The organism is Alcaligenes faecalis, assembly GCF_005311025.1.
Taxonomy (GTDB): domain Bacteria; phylum Pseudomonadota; class Gammaproteobacteria; order Burkholderiales; family Burkholderiaceae_B; genus Alcaligenes; species Alcaligenes phenolicus.
Map to the genome: position 1 here is coordinate 465,565 of NZ_CP031747.1, position 18,766 is coordinate 484,330.

Consider the following 18,766-nt stretch of genomic DNA (forward strand, 5'->3'; position numbering starts at 1 on the left):
CATGAAACAAATTACGGCCATCATCAAACCCTTCAAGCTGGATGAAGTTCGCGAAGCCCTGGCAGAGCTGGATGTTAACGGCTTGACCGTGACTGAAGTGAAAGGCTTTGGTCGCCAAAAGGGGCATACCGAGCTGTACCGCGGTGCCGAATATGTGGTGGATTTTCTGCCCAAGATTCGTGTGGACATCGTGGTGGCAGCTGATCGCTGTGACGCGATTATCGAAGCCATTATCAAAGCCGCCCATACGGGCAAGATTGGCGACGGCAAGATTTTTGTGACGCCGGTCGAGCAGGCTATCCGTATCCGTACTTCGGAGAGCGGTCGCGACGCCTTGTAAGGGGGGCGCAGTTGGGCTGGTTTGGACAGTAGTTATGGAAGGACAAGCTGATGCGATATGAAAAACTAGGGTCGGCACCACGTGTTTCGCGGGTGGGCCAAGGCAGTTGGTATGTGGAGCAGGCCGATTGGGCGCAGAGCGTGGCCGCGTTTCAGGCCGGGCTGGACGCTGGCATGAACCATATCGACACCGCCGAGATGTATGGTGACGGGCAAGCAGAAACCTTGATCGGTCAGGCCCTGCAAGGTCGTCGGCACGAGGCGTTTCTGGTGTCCAAGGTCTTGCCCTTCAATGCGAGCCGTCAGGGTGTAATCCGCGCTTGCGAGGCCAGCCTGAAGCGTCTGGGTACGGACTACCTGGATCTGTATTTATTGCACTGGCCCGGTCAGGTTCCTTTGGAAGAAACCTGCGCAGCCTTTGACAGGTTAGTTCAGCAAGGCAAGATCAAGCAATGGGGCGTCAGCAATTTTGATGTGCCGGATCTGGAAGAGCTGTACGACATCGTGGGGCCGGGTGAAATTGCCTGCAATCAGGTCTTGTATCACCTGAACGAGCGCGCGATTGAACACGCGGTCATGCCCTGGTGTCAGGAGCGTCAAGTCAGCGTGGTGGCTTACAGCCCCTTCGGTCACGATGATTTTCCCGAGCCGAATTCAGAAGGCGGGGCCTTGTTGGCCGAGATTGCCAGCCATTATCAGGCTACTGCGCGGCAAGTGGCTTTGGCTTTTTTGCTGCGTGACCCCAATGTGTTTGTGATTCCCAAGGCCTCGCGCGCGATTCATGCCCAGCAAAATGCCGCTGCCGGGGATCTGGTGCTGCAGCCCGAGCATATTCAGGCATTGGACGCTCAGTTTCCACGCGGCCCCAAGCCTGCTTATTTACCGATGATTTGAACGCAAGAGGAACGGCCCCCAAGCCTTGGATTTCATCCAGGCTTGGGGGCCGTTTTCATGAGCCGTTGCTTTGCGGCTGTCGCTTTGTTTAACTGGCGAAGTAGGGCTGACGCTTATTCTTGAAGTACAACCAGGCCAAAGCCAGCATGACTACGGCCGAGATCGGCAGCGTCCAGGTATTGACCCCATACCAGCCATACACGGCCAGCACGCGGCCCGAGGTGAAGGAAGACAAGGCCACACAGGTAAAGATGATGAAGTCATTCAAAGCCTGCACACGGCCCCGCTCTTCCGGGCGGTAGCAGTCCACCACCATATTGGTGGCACCAATAAACCCGAAGTTCCAGCCCAGACCCAGCAAAATCAGGCTCACCCAGAAATGCGGCACCGTCATGCCCAGCAGCGCCACAATGCTGGCCAGTCCCAGCAAGAGCACGCCCGCAAAGGTGACGGGGATCTTGCCAAAGCGCTTGATCAGATTGCCGGTAAAGAAGCTGGGGCCGAACATGGCCAGAATATGCCACTGAATCCCCAAGGTGGACTCTTTCAGGCTATGGCCGTGCATGACCATGGCCAAGGGCGAAGCCGTCATCAGAAAGTTCATCAGCACATAGGAAGCGACTCCGGCCAGGAGCGCAATGATGAAGTAGCTATTGGAGGCAATCTCGCGTAACGGGCGTCCGGTGTAGGGGATTTTCTCTTGCTGATTCCGTGTGCCCGGTGCCAGGCGCAGGCCAAAGGCGAAGGGCAGGACCAGGGCTGCCAGGGCAGCTTGTGCTAGGAAGGCGGCAGCAAAAGGGTGCTCCGGCCAGATATCCTGTGTATGGATAATCGTCTGCGTGGCGATAATCGCGCCCAGCAGCCCTCCGGCCATGACCCAGGAAATGGCTTTGGGACGGAAGGCATCACTGGCGTCATCGGCCGCGGCAAAACGATAGCTTTGCACGTAAGAGGCATACAGCCCGGCTAGCAGAGTGCCCACACAGAACATGACAAAGGACAGGCTGTAGATCCCGGCGGCGGCCAGCAGGCCCGCCCCTATGCCCAGCAAGGCACCGATGATATAGCCACCCTGGCGTCCCAAGCGGCGCATCAGGTAGGCCGCTGGCAAAATGCCCACAGCCAGACCCAGGTTGAAAATGCCTACCGGCAAGGTTGCCAGATCCGGGCTGCTGGCCATTTTTTGGCCCACCAGACTGCTGAGTGCGACCACCAAGGCCGGGTTTGCCCCGCCTAATGCTTGCATCCCGGAAAGAATAAAGGCGTTGCGTCGGCTTGGATCGGCTTGCGTGGACATGGTCAGGTTCTGTATATAACTTTGTTTTATTAGTTAATGCTGAATTTGAGCTAAACCAGTGTAGCACCGCGTGCCCAGAAGGCTGGCATAAAGGATTCGGCCACCAGGAGGGGTTGACCGTGCCGCCAGAAGACGGAGCAGCGCGACAGAATCTGCTGAGCCTGCGGAACCGGCTCGCCACAGGGATTCAGGGCGCGCTCAATCGTGCGAAAAAAGCTCATGCCACGATTCAAACGGCAGCTTAAAAAGGCGGAACGTTGTATCTGGGCATCGTTATAAAGCATGTCGGCCAGCGGACGGCTGCGCAGCCGCCGTATGCCTTGCCAGACGCTGTGTGAGGCGGGCAGGGGGGTGAAACTGCGGGCAATCACGCAGCGGATTCCGTCCACTGCCATGGATACCTCGCGTATCCAGGCCAGCGTGCCTGGCGGCTTTTGAATCAAAGCGGCTTCTTGCGGGTTCAAGCGGCAAGCGTATTCGCTGACCACTTCCAGATCGACCTTGCCCAAGCGGCGCAGACCGCCAGTCAGGGCGCCGGGACGGTGTAGCCAGTACTTTTGAGCGGGGGTGGCAGAGGGGTGAACGTGCTCATGCCAGGGTTTTTTTGTGCTGGAGGGAAATTTCATGTCCTGTATTATCGCCAAAGCCATAAAATAGCGCTCATGGAAAAAGAACGTATCTCAAAATTAATGGCCCAGCGCGGCATGTGTTCACGCCGTGAGGCGGATGCTTTCATCGAGCGCGGCTGGGTTCGTGTGGACGGTCAAATCGTCTCTGAACTGGGGAGCAAAGCCTACCCCAATCAGAAAATCACACTGGAAAAACAAGCGCGTCAGCGTCAGACCCAACGTGCCACTATCTTGCTGCACAAGCCCGTGGGCTATGTGTCGGGGCAAGCCGAAGCTGGTTATCGCAATGCGGTTTCCCTGATCGGCGCTTCCACGCAGTACAAGGGTGGTCGCGGTAGCCAGCGCTTTGATCCGGCGCATTTGCGCGGTCTGGCGCCGGCTGGTCGTCTGGATATCGACTCCACCGGATTGCTGATTCTGACTCAGGATGGTCGTATTGCGCGGCAGATTATTGGTGAAGACTCGGTCATCGACAAGGAATATCTGGTGCGTGTAACCGGCAAGTTGAGCGAGCGTGGTCTGGAACTGCTGAACTTTGGTTTGAGCCTGGATGGCAAGCCCTTGCTGCCCGCCCAGGTGTCCTGGCAGAACGATGACCAGCTGCGTTTCATTTTGCGCGAAGGCAAGAAACGCCAGATTCGCCGCATGTGTGAACTGGTCGGTCTGAAAGTGGTGGGTTTGAAGCGCGTGCGTATTGGCGATCTGGTGCTGGGCGACCTGCCTATGGGCCAGTGGCGCTACATGAAAGAATCCGAGAGCCTGGCCTAAAGGCAAAGGGGCGGCTTACAGCCCCGAGTGACGAAGTTGAAAGCTGGCCTTGTCATCCTGGGCCAGCGTTTTTGTTAACCACGGCATGCTTTGTTCCAGAGCTTTGAGCAGCGTCCAGGGAGGATTGCTGATGAACAGGCCACTGCCATGCAAACCCAAACCATTTTTGGCCGGAGCACGAACCGACAGGCTGACATGCAGCCAGGGCGTATCCAGTTGCTCCAGCTTGCGTTGCAAGGCCTGTACTTCGGGCCGCTGCACAATGGGATACCACACGACAATACAGGCTTGAGCAAAACGCTTGAGCGCGTTTTTGACACTGTTCAAGACCTGCTGGTAGTCGGATTTGGCCTCGTACGAGGGGTCCATTACCACGATGGCACGTCGCGAGGGCGGCGGTAGCAGGCGTCCCAACTGTTCAAACCCATTTTCCGGATACAGGCGCACCCGACGGTTTCCCTGGGGAAATAGTTGCGCCACGTTGTCGCTCAAGACTTCGAATTCAGATGGGTGCAGTTCAAAGCCGTGGAAGCTGTCCTGCGTGCGCAAGCGCTCCAGCGCCAGCCAGGGCGAACCGGGATAGTAGCGCGCGGTACCGTCCGGGTTCAGGTCGGCAATGGCATCAATATAGTGTTCCACCAGCTCCGGGTAGTCGTCCTGCTGCAAGACCCGGTCCAGGCCGTCGTAGAACTCGCCCTTGGTTTGCGCCCAGTCGTGCTCCAGATCATAGATACCGGCACCACAGTGGGTATCGATGATGCTGAAAGCGCTGTCTTTTTGAGCGTAGTAATTAAAGATATGCAGCAAGGTGGCGTGCTTGAGCACGTCTGCATGATTGCCAGCATGAAAGGCGTGACGGTAACTGAACAAGAGAAATCCTGGTGTTGCGGTTTAATTAAAGAGTGTCGGGGCGAATGGTGGTGACTTTATCAGTGAAAATGCCATTGCACCCCCAATCCAGCAGTTCGCGCACCCGCTCGGCATCGTTCACGGTCCAGACAGCCACGGTATAGCCTTTTTGTCGAATTGCCTGAACCAAAGCCTGAGTGACAAAGCGGTCATTCAAATTCAGACCCATGCAGCCCAGACGCTCCAGACGTTCGGGCCAGTCGGCCGGAACCTCTTCTTCAATCAGCAGGGCACGGGGCAGGGTGGGGGCGGCTTGTTGGGCTGCTTCCAGAGCCTCTGCAGAAAAGGACGACAGCAGCGGCGGCAAGCTGGCCTGCGCCCACAAGGCTTGGGCGGCCAGGGCGACCAGTCGGCCCGTTTCGGCTTCGTCCCCGGTAGTCGGCTTGATTTCAATATTGCTGTGAACCTGATTGGCCAGGGTGAAGGCGGCTATCGAACTTAATGTGGGCATGGGCTCCCCGGCGTAGGCCGAGGAATGCCAGGCACCGAAGTCCAGGGCAGAGAGCTCGGCCAAGGTTAGCCTGGAAGCAATACCCTGACCATTGGAAGTACGGTCCAGCTCGTCATCGTGCAGCAGCACGGGAACCGCATCACGGCTTAGTTTGACGTCGTACTCCATCATGCGAAAACCGTTCTGGGCACCGACCCGAATGGCGGCCAGGGTGTTCTCCGGGGCAATCTTGCCGGCGCCACGGTGGGCGATCAAAGCGGGGTAGGGCCAGTGATGATTCATTGAAGACATGGCGGACTCGCAAGAGGCGTGATAAAAAGCCAATGTACTATTTTAACCGGGGCTGTACACTGTACGGTTTTCATATACGGTATATTTTCAGGCCGAGCCGGCTCACCGGCCTGATGCGCCACCCGCAGCGCCCTGCTGCAAGCGAAAGTAGGTGATGATTAATGTTCGAGATTATCCGTAAGAACCAACGCGTTATGCAGCTGGTCCTGTTAGTGCTGATTCTGCCGTCTTTTGTACTGATCGGCGTCAGCGGCTACTCCAGCTACGTTTCGGGCGATAGCGATATTGTCAAAGTTGGCGATAGCGCCATTACGTCCCAGGAATTTGATCGTGCGCGCCGCATGCAGCTGGACGATATGCAGCGCAACAATCCTTCCGGTTTTGATCTGGCCCAGGCTGACAGCCTGGAAAGCCGTCGTGCATTGCTGGAATCCTTGATTGATCAGCGTGTACAAATTGAAGTGGCTACTGCCGCTCGCTTCAACGTCTCCGACATTGCGCTGCGCGACTACATCGCCACTATGCCGGAATTTCAGGAAAACGGTTCTTTCTCCCCCGCCCTTTACAGCCAGGTTCTGGCTTCGGCAGGTATCAATACCCGTGATTTCGAGCAAAGCCAGCGCGGTCAGATGGCCCTGCAACGCGTGCTCGGTCCCGTGGCTGCCAGCTCCTCCATGCTGCCCAGCGTGATGAACAAGCTGGAAATCGCCCTGACCGAAGAGCGTGGTGTACGCACACGCAGCTTCCTGACCCGTGATTTCGAATCCAAGGTTCAGATCAGCGATGCCGATCTGCAAGCCTGGTATGACGCCAACAAGCAATCGCTGGAACTGCCCCAGCAAGTCAAAGTGGAATACCTGCTGCTGAATGAAGCAGCGGCCTCCAAAGATCTGGCGACACCTACCGACGATCAGCTCAAGCAATACTACGAGCAAAACAAGGCTCGTTACGTTCAAGCTGGCCGTGTGAACATCAGTCACATTCTGGTGACATTGCCTGCCGGTGCCTCCGATACCGAACGTGAAGCGGCCCAGACCAAGGCTCGCGAACTGGCTGAAAAAGCCCAGGCCAATAAAGAAGGCTTTGCCGACCTGGCCCGTGCCAACTCCCAGGACGAGGGTAGCGCCCGTGAAGGTGGCGAACTGGGCTGGATCAGCAAAGGCTCCTGGCCGTCCGTGCTGGAAAGCGCTGTATTTGCCTTGAAAAAAGGTGATGTGTCGGGCGTGATTGAAGGCCCCAACGGTTTCCACATTTTCAAGAGTAACGAAGTTCAGCCCGAACAAGGCGAGTCCTTCGAGCAAGCTCGCAGCAAGGTGCAGGACGAAGTGCGCAAGCAACTGGCTTCCGAGCGCTTTGCTGATATGGCCAGCAAGCTGACTAATCTGGTTTACGACAACGAAGACAATCTGGAAGCCGCCGCCAATGCCTTGGGCCTGACTCTGAAGCAGGCTGAAGGCATCAGCCGCCAAGGTTTGATTCCTGCTTCGCAAGTTGAAGGTGATCTGGCTGCCGCCAAGAGCCCTGATGCAGCCGTGCTGGATGACAGCCGTGTTCGCCAAGCCTTGTTCAATGCCGAAACTCTGGCTTCGCGCAAGAATGCAGGCGTTGTAGAAGTATCGCCTGACACCTTGATTGCCCTGCGCGTAACCGACGTTACCCAGGCTCATGTGCCTGCACTGGATAAAGTACGCACTATTGCTGAGGAAAACCTGCGCCGTGAAAAAGCGGCTGCCTTGGCGGTTCAGGCCGGTGAGGACTACCTGAAGCAGTTGCAAGCGGGTACCGAACCTGAGAACTTCTCGGCCCAGTTTGCCGTGAGCCGTGCGGAATTCCCCGAGATGGACGAAGCCTTGCTGAACAAGGTTCTGGCCAACCCTGTGGACAAGCTGCCTGCCTATGTGGGTGATCGCCAGCCCCAGGGCTACACCGTGGTGCAGATTCTGAGCCATGAGCCCGGCAAGTCCGGCAACCCTGGGCTGGACATGCTGACAGCACAGTTGACCCAAGCCATGGCCCGCACGGAGACTCAAGCCGTTCTGCAAGCCATGCGTGTGGAAGAGAAGGTTCAGATTCTGCCAGAAGCAGAAAAAGAGTTGACCTCCACAGGTGAAAATGAATAAAACGGCTTGAATCAGAGCCTGTAACCCTGGAGCCTGCTGGCTCCAGGGGTGTTTTTCAAAGAGCATTCTGATGAATCACACTGATATTTCCCTGGTACGGCGGCGCCTTTTAGGCGCCGCAACTGTTTGGGGCCTGACGGCACCGTACTTGGCCTATGCTGCGCCTGGGCAGGGCACCTTTATCGAGCGCACCTTGCATCGCCCTGTGCCAGGCGGGGTGGCAGTGCTGGACCTGGGAGCGGGTGGCTCAGCGCCGGTGGTGCACTTCAATGGCAACCGTGTGCTGGTGATTCAGGATGCTGATCAGCGTTGGAAAGCGATAGTCGGACTGGACTTGAAAACCCAACCAGGCCAGCACAGCATATCCATGCAAGGACAGTCGGGCGTGGCGTTTCAGGTTGGCAGCAAGCGTTACCGCGAGCAGCGCATCACCCTGAAAAACAAGTCGCATGTGAATCCGGACCCGCAACAGCAAGCCCGTTTTGAGCGCGAATACGAGGAGCAGATGCAGGCATATGCCAGCTTCCGCACAGAAGGCCCCAGCAATGTGGTCTTTGAAAAGCCGGTACCGGGTCGCCTGACCAGTCCGTTTGGTCTACGCCGTTTTTTCAATGGTGAAGAGCGTAACCCGCATTCGGGTCTGGATTTCGCCGCACCTACCGGCACGGCGGTCAAAGTGCCTGCTGACGGGATTGTCACCATCGTGGCGGATTACTTCTTTAACGGTAAAACCGTATTTGTGGATCATGGTCAGGGCCTGATCACCATGTTCTGTCACTTGTCGGCTTTTGATGTGCGCGTGGGTGATCGTGTCAGCAGGGGCGATGTGGTGGCGCGTTCCGGCGCAACGGGCCGTGCGACTGGCCCTCATTTGCACTGGAATGTCAGTCTGAATAACGCACGGGTGGACCCCGCCATCTTTATTGGTGCATTCCAGGCCTAGGCAAGGCCTGCAAGGTTTTTCATGATCATCGGTTCGGCATATCGACGGGGCTTGCGAGACAGCGCCTCTATCGCCCTGGGCTATGTCCCCGTCGCGATTTCTTTTGGTTTGACCGCTGTGCACGCGGGCTTGTCACCCTGGCTGGCAGTGATGGTGTCCCTGATCGTGTACGCGGGGGCCAGTCAGTTCATTTTGATCAGTCTGCTGGTGGCAGGTGCCGCCTATCCCAGCATTTTGGGTATTGTGCTGCTCATGAACCTGCGCCATGTGTTCTATGGCCCAACCTTGATGGGCTTTTTTACCGGCCCAAGAACTGTCTCCAGTCTGTTCATGGCTCCTGGCCTGACCGATGAGGTCTTTGCCGCTTCTGCAGCCGGAGTAGCCCGCCAACCGGCCCAGGAGCAGGAGTCCTGGTACTGCGGCTTGCAACTGGGCTCTTACCTGTCCTGGGTGCTGGGCACCGCCGTGGGGGCCTTCTTCGCCAGCGATTTGCTGGGTCAATCTCCCGTGCTGGAAAAGACGCTGGGTTTTGTCTTGCCCGCCTTGTTCTTTGCCCTGTTGCTGGAAATCCGCCGATCTGCACCTTTGCCGGTGTTGGTGGCTGCCGCTGTAGGGGCTGTTCTGGCCATGGCTTTCTTGCCATCATATCTGGCGATTATTGTCGGCATGCTGGCCGGTGGTTTGATGGCCCTGCGCCGCGCTTAAGGAGTGGAGATGGATTGGAGTTTTCTGCTCATGATTGTGCTGGCGGGCCTGGGCACATTTTTGATTCGTTACTTGCCCTTGCGTCTGGGTGGACGACAAGGCAAGGCGGACCCCAGCCGCGTTTCGATCTGGCCACGCCTGTTTGGAGCCATTGGCCCGGCAGGTGTGGTGTCCTTGCTGGTTGTGTCCCTGATCTCCTTGCTGCGCCCTGAACATATGTCCCTGGACTTGCCGCCTTTGCTGGCAGGTCTGGCAGGGGTGCTGCTGGGCCGGCGCTGGCCAGGTGGCATTGCGGGTTCAACACTGACTGGCGTGCTGGCCTACGGCCTGTGCGTGGCTTACGTTGGCGTTTAGCTAGGCCTTATTTTGCCCTTGAAGCAGGTTGCAGGCTGAAGGCAGGTCGGAAGTGGATTGCTGAGCTTGCCGCTGCCTGCCTGGGCCTTTTCGAGGGCGGTTTGATTCCTGTTTAAAACTTGCTGAAGTTTGGCAGGCTTTGGATGACTGTCTGCCAATGCTCGAACTCTTTCTTGCCTTTGGCGTCCAGCTCCTCGGGGGTGCTGCTGGCACTTTGCATGCCCGCCAAACGCAACTTTTCTTTTACCGCGGCATTGTTCAAGGTCGTGGCAATGGACGCTTGTGCTGCTTGTACAAGCTCAGGCTGGGTGCCTGCAGGCGCATAGAAGGCCAGCCAGCCATTGATTTCCAATTGCGGATAACCCAGCTCGGCAATGGAAGGGGTGTCCGGCAACAAGGGGTCCCGCTTGCTGTCAAATAGCGCCAGTACCTTGATCTTGCCTGCTTCGGATTGCTGGATCAGCTCTCCAATATTCAGTACCGCTGCCGGGACTTGTGCGCCAACCAGAGCCACGATGGCTTCGCTGGCTCCTTTGTAGCCTACATGTTCCAGTGCTACGCCCAGAGTCTGTCCCAAGTACAGTCCAGCCAGATGCTGACCGCTGCCGGTAGAGGAACTGGCAAAAAAGGTTTGATTCGGGTCGGCTTTGATGCTTTGCACATAGTCCGCAAAGTTCTTGATGCCCGAACTGCTGGGCACAGCCAGCCCCAGGTTCCAGTTCACCGCATTGCTGACAGGAGCCAGATCCTTGAAGGGCTCGTAGCGTAGCTCGGTGAAGGTATGCGGATAGAGGGTGAGCGCCACTCCGGGAGTCAAAATAAAGGTTGAGCCATCAGGTGCCGAGGTGGTGGCCAAATTGATTGCCAGTCGCCCGGAGGCTCCCGGTCGGTTGTCCACGATCACCGGTCGTCCCAATGCTTTGGACAGATCAGGGGCAATCAGTCTTGCGACCAGATCCACATTTCCCCCGGCTGGAAAGCCAACCAGAATCCTGGCGCTTGCCGCCGAGTCAGCCTGAGCCGTCCCCACGCCCCCAGCGCAGAGAAAGGAAGTAATGATTGCTGCGCCCACATTTATTTTGATTTTTTTCATAATGTCTCCCGATGTCGCGCTCTGCCTTGAAATCAGAGTGCGGCGGTTATTTCAACTTCGACTTGGTATTGTGGAAAGGCGAGTTTGGATTCAACGCAGGAACGGGCTGGTTTTTTGTCAGCGGGAATCCAGGCATTCCAGATCTCGTTCAATAAGGGCCATTTCTTGTAGTCGTCGATCCAGATCATGGCACGCAGAATGTGACTGCGGTCTATGCCGATTTCCTGAAATTGCTCGTCAATCTGACTCAGAATCTGGTGCAGCTGTTCTTCAAACGAGCCGGATGGGTCCATGGCGACTTGCCCCGACATATATACAATTTTGTCGTGAATGACGTACTTGCTCATGTTCTTGTTTTGGTGAAAGCGTTCAATGCTCATGTTGATCTCCTGATGATTAAAAGAAAGGATTAGGCAATCGTGGTGTTCAGGGTGCCCAGACCGCTGATGTGAGCGTGCAGTTGGTCGCCGGGGGCCAGGAACTCGCCTCGTGCTGCACCGACACCCGCTGGGGTTCCTGTCAGGACGATGTCGCCAGGTTCCAGCGTCATGATTTCTGTCAGGCGCACCAGTTGCTCGCGCAGGTCAAAAATCATGCCGGAGGTGTTGGCCTCCTGTTTGATCTGGCCGTTCAGTTCCAGCTTCAGATCCAGATCTTGCGGGTCGCTGACAAAGCAGGCGGGTATCAGGGCAGGGCCGATGGGGCAACTGGCGTCATTGGCTTTGGCGGCGACCCAGTCAAATTTGTAGAACTGCTCGGGGGCGCGGGCAAAGTCCCGGGCCGAGAGGTCAATGGCAATGGTGTAGCCCGCCACGTGCTCCATCGCATTTTCCAGTGTCAGGTCCTTGGCGGTTTTGCCGATCACCATGGCCAGTTCAATTTCCCAATCGTATTTTTGGCAGTTCTTGGGGATGGCGGCGCACTGGCCGTCGCCAATGGCAGCCTGGCGTGCGGGCTTGAAAAAGAAGAACAGGCGCTGGTCTTTTTTCTCTGCGGGCACACCCATTTCTTGCAGATGGTCATAGTAGTTGGCACCGGCACATAGAATCTTGCCGGGATACAGCACGGGCGGCAGGGTGGCGTTTGCTTCGCTCAGAATCAGGTCCGTATGAGCTGTCGCTTGCTCAGCCAATTTCTTTAGTTTGGGCAGATTCGTCTCCCACTGTGTCAGCAGATCAAGCACGCTGTCAGGCAAGGCAGGGGAGTTCACACGCTGGCACAAGGCGGTAATGGAGTAGTCCTTTCCGTCTATCGATAAACAGGCCACAGGGGCTTGGTCGATCAGCAGGGTTTTAAGGGAAAACATAGATAAATCCGGGTAACTGTTGAACATGAAGTTCATGGTATGCTCGGCCATCCATTCCCAGTTAATGAAAAATTCACGTCTTGTTATAACTATGATGAATACCAGAAACGAATTTTTCTTTGTGTTTTTCCCTGCCTGATGAAGCGGCTTGAACCGCGTCAGCTCTTGGTTTTGGCCGCCTTAGGGCGGAATTCCAGTATCCATAGTGCTGCGCGCGATTTGTCCTTGACCCAATCTGCAGTCAGTAAGGCCTTGGCCGAGATCGAGGCGCAGATGGCTGCGACTTTGTTTACACGCAGTCGGCAAGGCATCGAGCCAACAGCACTAGGCAAATTGGTTTTACGACGTGTGGGGCATTTGCTGGATGTACTTGATCGGGGTGCTGGGCATCACGAGAAACAAGCCCCTGTTCTCAAGATTGGCTATATATCGGATTTACACGGCATGGCGCTTGGCAATGCTTTTGTGCGCTGGCGTCAGTCCCAATCCTTGAAGCTGCGTTTGCTGGATCTGGAGTTTGAACAGGTGTTGCCGCTTTTGCTTCAGGCGGACCTCGATGCTGTTTTGTTGGACGAGCCTATGAATGATGAATGGACTGGACAGTTACGGATCAGCAGTCGCGTGGTGCCTGTTTTAAGAACGCATCATCCCTTGTTGAAGGCGGGTAAGTCTTTGAGTCCCAAGGATGTACAGGCTTTGGATTGGATTTTGCCAACGTTAGCGGTTTCTTGGCACCGGGCGTTCCAGGACTGGACGGCCAAGGTCGGCATGGAAGCGCCTGCGCGCATTTGGAAGATCCCCGCCGGGCACGGTCTGAGTACAGTAGTGGCCCAATCAGATGCCGTGGCCTGCTTGCCAGCGGCTCAGGCGTCTTTTATGCAGCAGGCTGGAGTGGTGAGGCCGATTGAACTAGCGGGTGACTCAGGCATTGATGCCCCTGCATTCTTGGTGCCGGGCCCCCATGTTCGGGGTGACCCGGCGCTGCATCAAACCTTGGTTCAATTTGCTCAGTTTCTGGGGAGCAGAGAAGCTGCTTACGGAGAGTAAAGATATGGCGGATAGAAGTATTTCCCCCCAACTTCCTCCCTTGTCGCGTCGTATTCGTTTGCGACATCTGGAGTTGCTGGCAGCATTGGGGGAACATGGCAGCCTGAAGCACGCGGCAGAAATGATGGGCATGAGCCAGCCGGCGGCCAGTAAACTTTTGTTGGAGGCCGAGTCCTTGGTCGGTGCCACTTTGTATGAACGCAGTAATCGTGGGGTACTACCCACTGCAGCCGGTGCGGCCTTGGTGCAGCGTGCTCAGCGCTTTCTGGGGCTAGTTGATGGTTTGGGCGAAGAGGTTCAGGTCGCCCAGCAAGGTGCAAAGGGACGGGTTCGTGTGGGGGTGTCGCCAGCCTGCGGGGCGGTGATTCCGGGAGCCTTGGCCGCCATGCGGGCGGCTGCTCAGGATGTGGTTTTGCGTATCGAGGAGGGTAGCAGCGCCAGTTTATTGGAGCGTTTGCGGGATGGGCGCCTGGATTGTGTCTTGGGTCGGGTGCTGGATAGCCAGGACCTGGAAGACTTTGACACTCTGCATTTGTATAACGAATCTATTGTGATGGTGGCCGAGCCGCAGCACCCTATTTTTTCCAAATCAACGGTGGATTGGGAAGATGCCCTGAGCTATGAATGGGTCCTGCCCCCTCAAGGTGCTCCTTTGCGTCGTACTTTGGCTTTCTGGTTGGCCCGTCAGGGCTTTCAGGAGCCTCGCTGTCTGCTGGAGTCGACCTTGACCTTGGCGAACCTGGCGGTGCTACGCGAGAACCAGGCATTGGTTTTGCTGGGTTCTATTTCAGCCCGACAATTCAGCGAACAGGGCGTCGTGCGAGTAGTCCCTTTGCCTTTCGATGGAATTGCATTGCCGTCTGTCTCTCTATTCTTGCCGCAGGACGACTATGCGCATGAGCCAGTGGATATTTTTATTCGGGCCTTGGAACAACATGTGCGCGAGACCTTGACCTAGTAGTCGACTTTGATCGTATTTGAACCATAAAAAACGCCTGCTATTGAGCAGGCGTTTTTTGTACGGCTGAAAGCTGGTTTGCAAGCGGGTTTAGCCCTTCACACGCACAATCTTCTGAACCTGCGGTACGTGACGGATGGCGCGAATCACGCGCGCCAGGTGAGTACGGCTATCAACCTGAACGGTCAGGTGCAGTACCGAGGTCGCAGCCGATTCGTCCGGCATGGAAATATGCAGGATATTGGAGTCGGCATCGGTAATTTCAGCAGCCAGACGGCCAAGAACACCACGCTCGTTGATCGCAGTGACATCCAGACGGGTGGACAGGTGGCGGGCGGTATTGCTGTCCCACATGACAGGAACCCAACGCTCAGGCTCTTTGGCCTGGGCGCGTTGTGCCACCGCACACTCAGCCATATGAACAACCAAACCGTGACCCAGACGGATGCCGCCAATAATGGCGTCACCAGGCAGGGGGCCACAGCACGGTGCCAGCTGTACAGCCTGACCTTCGTTACCGTGAATCAGAATCGGTGCAGAAGTGTTGGCGTTAATTTCGTCAAACTCGGCCGCAGTGGTTTCCAGCAAGGGGTTTTCCGGAGCAAAGCGGCGCGCCACGACGGCGGCCAAACGTTTGCCCAAGCCAATATCGGCCAGAATTTCTTCACGGGATGCGGCGCCCGAACCCTTGGCCAGTTTGTCCCAGTTGGGATCGTCGTCGGTGGCATGTGGCAGGCTTAGCTGGTCAAAGGCTTGATCCAGCAGACGGCGGCCAAAAGCCACGGATTCTTCGTATTTAACCGTGCGCAGGTAATGGCGGATTTCCGAACGGGCGCGGCCCGAACGGACGTAGTTCAGCCACTGAGCGCTTGGGCGAGCGGCGGGGGAGGTAATGATCTCTACCGAGTCACCACTTTTCAGCTCGGTGCGCAGCGGGGCAAACTCGCCATTGATTTTGGAAGCAACAGCGTGATTGCCGATATCGGTGTGGATGCTGTAGGCAAAGTCCACCGGAGTCGCACCACGAGGCAGGGAAATAATCTTGCCTTTGGGCGTATGGACGTAAACGGCATCGGGGAACAGGTCAACTTTGACGTGTTCCAGGAATTCTGTGGAGTCGCCTGTCTGGCTTTGGATATCCAGCAAGGATTGCAGCCAGCGGTGTGTGCGCTTTTGCAGATCGTTCAGGGTGACGTCGTCTTCTTTGTACAGCCAATGAGAGGCCACGCCTTCTTCTGCCACGTGGTCCATTTCGCGGGTGCGGAACTGGAACTCGACAGGGGTGCCGTAGGGGCCAATCAAGGTAGTGTGCAGGGACTGGTAGCCATTCACTTTGGGGATGGCAATGTAGTCCTTGAATTTGCCCGGTACGGGGCGATACAGCTGGTGCAGCGTACCCAAGGACAAATAGCACTCGGGCAGGGTATGCACAATGACGCGAAAGCCATAAATATCCAGCACGTCCGAAAAGGACTTTTTCTGCTCGACCATCTTGCAGAAAATACTGTAGAGCGACTTTTCACGGCCGGAAATTTCGGCATCAATTCCGGCAGCAGGCAGGGCGATCTTGACGGCTTCGGTGATCTTGCCCAGCACTTCACGGCGATTGCCACGCGCTGCCAGCAAGGCCTTGTGCAGCACCTTGTAGCGATTGGGGTAGATCGCCTTGAAGCAGCGATCCTGCAGCTCGCGGAACAGGGCGTTCAGGCCCAGGCGATGCGCGATCGGAGCGTAAATATCCAGCGTTTCCTGGGCGACGCGGCGGCGTTTTTCCGGCTTGACCGCATCCAGGGTGCGCATATTGTGCAAGCGGTCGGCCAGCTTGATCAGAATCACGCGCACGTCACGCGACATGGCCAGCAGCATCTTGCGGAAGCTGTCGGCCTGTTGCTGTGTCTTGGTAGCAAACTCCAGGCGTTCCAGCTTGGACAGGCCGTCCACAATCTCGGCCACATCGGTCCCGAACTTCTCAGCCAGTTCCTGCTTGGTGACGTCCTGATCTTCGATCACGTCATGCAGCAGGGCCGACATCAAGGCATCGGTATCCAGCTTCCAGCCCGCACAGATTTCCGTGACGGCAATGGGGTGCGAGATATAGGGCTCGCCACTGGCGCGAAACTGCCCCAGATGGGCCTGATCGGAGAAACGATAGGCCTCCCGTACCCGTTCCACATCTTTCGGGTCCAGGTACTGCGAGATGATCTTGTGTAGCGGAGCCAGTGAGGCAATAGGAGGACTGGCACTTTCCTGGGCAGCTTGTGCCAGTGCCGGGGTGTTCTTGTCTTTAGGCTTGCGACGACCTAGCCGTGAACCTTTTTTAAGGACGGCCAACAGCCCAGACGATGCGCCCCGTAAACCAGAAAATGCCATACCGTGCTCCGCCTGTGCCTATCAGGTAGGAACTTTGCGCAGCATTTCCAGACCGGTCGCGCCGGAGGCGATTTCTCGCAGGGCGGTAACCGTAGGCTTGTTCTTGCTTTCCAGGCGTGGTTCGTGGCCTTGAGCCAGTTCGCGCGCACGGTAGGCGGCTGCTAAGGTGAGCTTAAAGCGATTGGGGACTTGCTCCAGGCAGTCCTCGATAGTGATGCGAGCCATAGTAGACCTGTTATCAAAAAGTAATAAGAAGGAGATCAGCCCTGATTCAGCAGGGCATCTGCGCCTAATTGTTGAAAGAGTTGGCGATGCCGTACTGACTGAGTGGCAGTGCGCAAACGACTGGCCTGCACAATACTCAATAGCTGCTGTAATGCCGTATCAAAATCCTCATTGATAATAGCATATTGACAGTCATGAACATGGGCGATTTCGTGCTCGGCAGCCTCGAGGCGGCGGGCGATGATCTCTTCGCTATCTTGTCCACGTTTGCGCAAACGGGCCTGCAAGGTGGGCAAGGAGGGCGGCAGAATGAAAATGCCGACGGCTTCGGGGAAATGTTCACGCGCCAGGCGGGCGCCTTGCCAGTCAATCTCCAGCAACACATCGCGGCCTGCATTCAGGGCTTTCTGAATGGGTTCGCGGGGCGTGCCGTAGTAGTTGTCATGCACCTTGGCCCATTCCAGCATGGCGTTTTCTGCGACCATGTTTTCAAAACGCGCTTTGTCCACAAAGAAGTAGTGCTGGCCGTCGCTCTCGCCGGGGCGGGGGGCGCGTGTGGTGGCCGAGATGGACAGCATGATGTTGGAATCGTTGGCCAGAAGGGCGTTGACCAGACTGGATTTACCCGCCCCGCTGGGGGCGACAACCATAAAGACGGTGCCAGGATAGCTCGTGGACATGGAGAGCAGACTCTAGAAGTAGATTTTTATAAAAGAATTAATTGCTGCTTGGGTCGGTTTGCCCAAACTCATTCAAAACGGCCAGGATGCTGGCCTGGTCCGCGCACAGAAAGACCACCGTGTCATTGGGGTTCATGGAGAACAAAACGTCTTCCACTTCCTGCGGGGCATCTTCGGGCTGGGCAATGGCCATCACGTGCACATCGCCACCGGCTTCGAATTGCTCGGGCGGGACAATATGGGCGACCGCATCCAGATCAGGCTCGCTGATGGCCAGATAAGCCCAGACCTTGTGCTCCTCTTCCAAGGTGATCTCAAGCACATAGGCCGAGTCAGTCTGCTCGATGATTTGGCTTTGAATTTGCATAATGAAATGAGTGTGTCAGCTAAAAGACAAGGTAGCGGTAACGGGTGCGTGATCCGAGGGCTGTTCATTGGCGCGCGGTTCGCGGTCAATATCGCAGGCTGCGCAACGGGCCTTGAGCGCGTCGGACAGCAGGGCGTGGTCAATACGCAGCCCGGCATCGCGGCGGAAGGCAAAACGACGATAGTCCCACCAGGTAAAGGGACTACCGCTTTGCTCAAACAGACGGTAGGCATCGTGCAGGCCCAGTGACAGCAAACGCTCGAACGCGGCGCGCTCGGGCGGGGATACCAGAACATCGACTCCCCATTTGACCGGGTCGTAAACGTCCTGGTCGGCTGGGGCAATATTATAGTCGCCCAGAATGGCTAGACGGGGATACTGCTGCAATTCTTTTTCCAGCCAGTCGTGCAAGGCGGCAAACCATTCCAGCTTGTAGGTGTACTTTTCGCTTTCCAGCGATTGCCCGTTGGGGCAGTAGGCACAGATCACACGCACCGGGCCGTCAGGCGAGGGGTACGTGGCGGCCAGCAAACGCTGTTGTGGGTCTTCGTAGTTGGGTAGATTGCGTTGCACATCCGTGCCAGGCTCACGCGAAATCAGGGCCACGCCGTTATAGGTTTTCTGACCCGCCCAGTGAGCGTGATAACCCATTTCCTGAAAAGCCTCCAAGGGAAAACGCTCGTCGGGCAGTTTGAGCTCTTGCAGACACAGCACGTCTACGGGGTTGGCCTTGAGCCAGTCCAGAACTTGGGGAAGACGGACGTTCAGGGAGTTCACGTTCCAGGTGGTGAGTTTCATGGTGTCAGACAATCTCGGTAAATCAGAGAAAGCCGCTTGTACAGGGCTTTGTCGATAAAGGTAGTGCAGAGGCGGCCATCAGCGTGTTGGAAACGGGCAGGATGGCGCTTAGCGTGCGCGAATGCCGCCATCATATCAGCGCTAGCCAGGGACTGGTTTTAAAGCCAGCGCCACCGACAGGATGGAAATGGCCGATGAGCCTGGGCTTTGTTCTAGGTCGTA

Annotated in this window: 21 protein-coding genes; 9 read left to right on the forward strand and 12 right to left on the reverse strand. The window is 56.6% G+C overall.

Annotation, left to right across the window (positions count from 1 at the left end):
* Position 1 precedes the first annotated feature (1 nt).
* Together D0C27_RS02175 and D0C27_RS02180 are read left to right on the forward strand one after the other, a co-directional pair.
* Positions 2-340: a P-II family nitrogen regulator gene (locus tag D0C27_RS02175; protein WP_003799650.1), complete on the forward strand. Its 339-nt coding sequence runs from the start codon at positions 2-4 to the stop codon at positions 338-340.
* A gap of 50 nt (positions 341-390) precedes the next feature.
* Positions 391-1,233: an aldo/keto reductase gene (locus D0C27_RS02180; protein ID WP_137430303.1), complete on the forward strand. Its 843-nt coding sequence runs from the start codon at positions 391-393 to the stop codon at positions 1,231-1,233.
* A gap of 88 nt (positions 1,234-1,321) precedes the next feature.
* Here the strand turns inward: D0C27_RS02180 and D0C27_RS02185 are convergent, their stop codons facing one another.
* Both D0C27_RS02185 and D0C27_RS02190 read right to left on the reverse strand, forming a co-directional pair.
* Positions 1,322-2,530, reverse strand: coding sequence for an MFS transporter (locus tag D0C27_RS02185; protein WP_035271794.1), 1,209 nt, complete (start codon positions 2,528-2,530; stop codon positions 1,322-1,324).
* Between the two features lie 50 nt (positions 2,531-2,580).
* Positions 2,581-3,156 (reverse strand): chorismate--pyruvate lyase family protein, encoded by a 576-nt coding sequence (locus D0C27_RS02190; protein WP_060185146.1) that lies wholly within the window; start codon positions 3,154-3,156, stop codon positions 2,581-2,583.
* Positions 3,157-3,192: 36 nt separating this feature from the next.
* Here D0C27_RS02190 and D0C27_RS02195 point away from each other — a divergent pair, with 36 nt between their 5' ends.
* Positions 3,193-3,927: a pseudouridine synthase gene (locus D0C27_RS02195; protein ID WP_009457119.1), complete on the forward strand. Its 735-nt coding sequence runs from the start codon at positions 3,193-3,195 to the stop codon at positions 3,925-3,927.
* 15 nt (positions 3,928-3,942) lie between these two features.
* Here D0C27_RS02195 and D0C27_RS02200 read toward each other — a convergent pair whose 3' ends face one another.
* Both D0C27_RS02200 and ugpQ read right to left on the reverse strand, forming a co-directional pair.
* Positions 3,943-4,797, reverse strand: coding sequence for a 23S rRNA (adenine(2030)-N(6))-methyltransferase RlmJ (locus D0C27_RS02200; protein ID WP_009457117.1), 855 nt, complete (start codon positions 4,795-4,797; stop codon positions 3,943-3,945).
* Between the two features lie 25 nt (positions 4,798-4,822).
* A complete protein-coding gene (ugpQ, locus tag D0C27_RS02205) occupies positions 4,823-5,569 on the reverse strand; it encodes a glycerophosphodiester phosphodiesterase (protein WP_137431505.1) in 747 nt (248 codons plus the stop codon).
* A gap of 170 nt (positions 5,570-5,739) precedes the next feature.
* Here ugpQ and D0C27_RS02210 point away from each other — a divergent pair, with 170 nt between their 5' ends.
* From D0C27_RS02210 to D0C27_RS02225, 4 genes are all read left to right on the forward strand, one after another.
* On the forward strand, positions 5,740-7,698 hold the full coding sequence (locus D0C27_RS02210) for a SurA N-terminal domain-containing protein (protein ID WP_137430304.1): 1,959 nt from the start codon (positions 5,740-5,742) through the stop codon (positions 7,696-7,698).
* Between the two features lie 70 nt (positions 7,699-7,768).
* Positions 7,769-8,641, forward strand: a complete 873-nt coding sequence (locus D0C27_RS02215; protein ID WP_170978532.1) for a M23 family metallopeptidase — start codon at positions 7,769-7,771, stop codon at positions 8,639-8,641.
* A gap of 21 nt (positions 8,642-8,662) precedes the next feature.
* Complete coding sequence (locus tag D0C27_RS02220) at positions 8,663-9,346, forward strand: AzlC family ABC transporter permease (protein ID WP_009457111.1); 684 nt, start codon at positions 8,663-8,665, stop codon at positions 9,344-9,346.
* A 9-nt stretch (positions 9,347-9,355) separates the two neighbouring features.
* Positions 9,356-9,700, forward strand: a complete 345-nt coding sequence (locus tag D0C27_RS02225; RefSeq protein WP_060185141.1) for an AzlD domain-containing protein — start codon at positions 9,356-9,358, stop codon at positions 9,698-9,700.
* A 112-nt stretch (positions 9,701-9,812) separates the two neighbouring features.
* On the opposite strand, the gene D0C27_RS02230 is transcribed toward D0C27_RS02225, so the two are convergent.
* Genes D0C27_RS02230 through D0C27_RS02240 form a run of 3 tightly spaced genes read right to left on the reverse strand, consistent with a single transcriptional unit; the run spans position 9,813 to position 12,099 of the window.
* Positions 9,813-10,793, reverse strand: a complete 981-nt coding sequence (locus tag D0C27_RS02230; protein WP_060185140.1) for a tripartite tricarboxylate transporter substrate-binding protein — start codon at positions 10,791-10,793, stop codon at positions 9,813-9,815.
* A 32-nt stretch (positions 10,794-10,825) separates the two neighbouring features.
* The gene (locus tag D0C27_RS02235) at positions 10,826-11,173 is read right to left on the reverse strand and encodes a RidA family protein (protein WP_035271782.1); all 348 of its coding nucleotides are present in this window, start codon (positions 11,171-11,173) and stop codon (positions 10,826-10,828) included.
* A 29-nt stretch (positions 11,174-11,202) separates the two neighbouring features.
* On the reverse strand, positions 11,203-12,099 hold the full coding sequence (locus D0C27_RS02240; protein ID WP_035271883.1) for a fumarylacetoacetate hydrolase family protein: 897 nt from the start codon (positions 12,097-12,099) through the stop codon (positions 11,203-11,205).
* A 39-nt stretch (positions 12,100-12,138) separates the two neighbouring features.
* On the opposite strand from D0C27_RS02240, the gene D0C27_RS02245 reads away from it, so the two are divergent.
* Together D0C27_RS02245 and D0C27_RS02250 are read left to right on the forward strand one after the other, a co-directional pair.
* Positions 12,139-13,146 (forward strand): LysR family transcriptional regulator, encoded by a 1,008-nt coding sequence (locus D0C27_RS02245; RefSeq protein ID WP_080748049.1) that lies wholly within the window; start codon positions 12,139-12,141, stop codon positions 13,144-13,146.
* 4 nt (positions 13,147-13,150) lie between these two features.
* Entirely contained in the window at positions 13,151-14,104 is a 954-nt protein-coding gene (locus tag D0C27_RS02250) for a LysR substrate-binding domain-containing protein (protein ID WP_170978533.1), read from the forward strand.
* A gap of 90 nt (positions 14,105-14,194) precedes the next feature.
* Here the strand turns inward: D0C27_RS02250 and D0C27_RS02255 are convergent, their stop codons facing one another.
* Genes D0C27_RS02255 through xth form a run of 5 tightly spaced genes read right to left on the reverse strand, consistent with a single transcriptional unit; the run spans position 14,195 to position 18,544 of the window.
* Positions 14,195-16,474, reverse strand: a complete 2,280-nt coding sequence (locus D0C27_RS02255; protein ID WP_009457108.1) for a RelA/SpoT family protein — start codon at positions 16,472-16,474, stop codon at positions 14,195-14,197.
* Positions 16,475-16,495: 21 nt separating this feature from the next.
* Positions 16,496-16,699, reverse strand: coding sequence for a DNA-directed RNA polymerase subunit omega (gene rpoZ, locus D0C27_RS02260; RefSeq protein WP_003799665.1), 204 nt, complete (start codon positions 16,697-16,699; stop codon positions 16,496-16,498).
* 35 nt (positions 16,700-16,734) lie between these two features.
* The gene (gene gmk, locus D0C27_RS02265; protein WP_021446541.1) at positions 16,735-17,379 is read right to left on the reverse strand and encodes a guanylate kinase; all 645 of its coding nucleotides are present in this window, start codon (positions 17,377-17,379) and stop codon (positions 16,735-16,737) included.
* A gap of 37 nt (positions 17,380-17,416) precedes the next feature.
* On the reverse strand, positions 17,417-17,746 hold the full coding sequence (locus D0C27_RS02270; protein WP_009457104.1) for a hypothetical protein: 330 nt from the start codon (positions 17,744-17,746) through the stop codon (positions 17,417-17,419).
* A 15-nt stretch (positions 17,747-17,761) separates the two neighbouring features.
* Entirely contained in the window at positions 17,762-18,544 is a 783-nt protein-coding gene (gene xth / locus D0C27_RS02275; RefSeq protein WP_137430306.1) for an exodeoxyribonuclease III, read from the reverse strand.
* Positions 18,545-18,766 lie beyond the last annotated feature (222 nt).

Excerpts from the sequence above, each read along its gene's own strand:
- D0C27_RS02220 (WP_009457111.1), top strand. The coding sequence starts at position 8,663 with ATGATCATCGGTTCGGCATATCGACGGGGCTTGCGAGACAGCGCCTCT.
- D0C27_RS02215 (WP_170978532.1), top strand. The coding sequence starts at position 7,769 with ATGAATCACACTGATATTTCCCTGGTACGGCGGCGCCTTTTAGGCGCC.
- D0C27_RS02255 (WP_009457108.1), bottom strand. The coding sequence starts at position 16,474 with ATGGCATTTTCTGGTTTACGGGGCGCATCGTCTGGGCTGTTGGCCGTC.
- xth (WP_137430306.1), bottom strand. The coding sequence starts at position 18,544 with ATGAAACTCACCACCTGGAACGTGAACTCCCTGAACGTCCGTCTTCCC.
- D0C27_RS02195 (WP_009457119.1), top strand. The coding sequence starts at position 3,193 with ATGGAAAAAGAACGTATCTCAAAATTAATGGCCCAGCGCGGCATGTGT.
- D0C27_RS02180 (WP_137430303.1), top strand. The coding sequence starts at position 391 with ATGCGATATGAAAAACTAGGGTCGGCACCACGTGTTTCGCGGGTGGGC.
- D0C27_RS02190 (WP_060185146.1), bottom strand. The coding sequence starts at position 3,156 with ATGAAATTTCCCTCCAGCACAAAAAAACCCTGGCATGAGCACGTTCAC.
- ugpQ (WP_137431505.1), bottom strand. The coding sequence starts at position 5,569 with ATGAATCATCACTGGCCCTACCCCGCTTTGATCGCCCACCGTGGCGCC.
- D0C27_RS02230 (WP_060185140.1), bottom strand. The coding sequence starts at position 10,793 with ATGAAAAAAATCAAAATAAATGTGGGCGCAGCAATCATTACTTCCTTT.
- D0C27_RS02225 (WP_060185141.1), top strand. The coding sequence starts at position 9,356 with ATGGATTGGAGTTTTCTGCTCATGATTGTGCTGGCGGGCCTGGGCACA.
- D0C27_RS02235 (WP_035271782.1), bottom strand. The coding sequence starts at position 11,173 with ATGAGCATTGAACGCTTTCACCAAAACAAGAACATGAGCAAGTACGTC.
- gmk (WP_021446541.1), bottom strand. The coding sequence starts at position 17,379 with ATGTCCACGAGCTATCCTGGCACCGTCTTTATGGTTGTCGCCCCCAGC.
- D0C27_RS02245 (WP_080748049.1), top strand. The coding sequence starts at position 12,139 with ATGCTCGGCCATCCATTCCCAGTTAATGAAAAATTCACGTCTTGTTAT.
- D0C27_RS02210 (WP_137430304.1), top strand. The coding sequence starts at position 5,740 with ATGTTCGAGATTATCCGTAAGAACCAACGCGTTATGCAGCTGGTCCTG.
- D0C27_RS02185 (WP_035271794.1), bottom strand. The coding sequence starts at position 2,530 with ATGTCCACGCAAGCCGATCCAAGCCGACGCAACGCCTTTATTCTTTCC.
- D0C27_RS02250 (WP_170978533.1), top strand. The coding sequence starts at position 13,151 with ATGGCGGATAGAAGTATTTCCCCCCAACTTCCTCCCTTGTCGCGTCGT.
- D0C27_RS02270 (WP_009457104.1), bottom strand. The coding sequence starts at position 17,746 with ATGCAAATTCAAAGCCAAATCATCGAGCAGACTGACTCGGCCTATGTG.
- rpoZ (WP_003799665.1), bottom strand. The coding sequence starts at position 16,699 with ATGGCTCGCATCACTATCGAGGACTGCCTGGAGCAAGTCCCCAATCGC.
- D0C27_RS02240 (WP_035271883.1), bottom strand. The coding sequence starts at position 12,099 with ATGTTTTCCCTTAAAACCCTGCTGATCGACCAAGCCCCTGTGGCCTGT.
- D0C27_RS02175 (WP_003799650.1), top strand. The coding sequence starts at position 2 with ATGAAACAAATTACGGCCATCATCAAACCCTTCAAGCTGGATGAAGTT.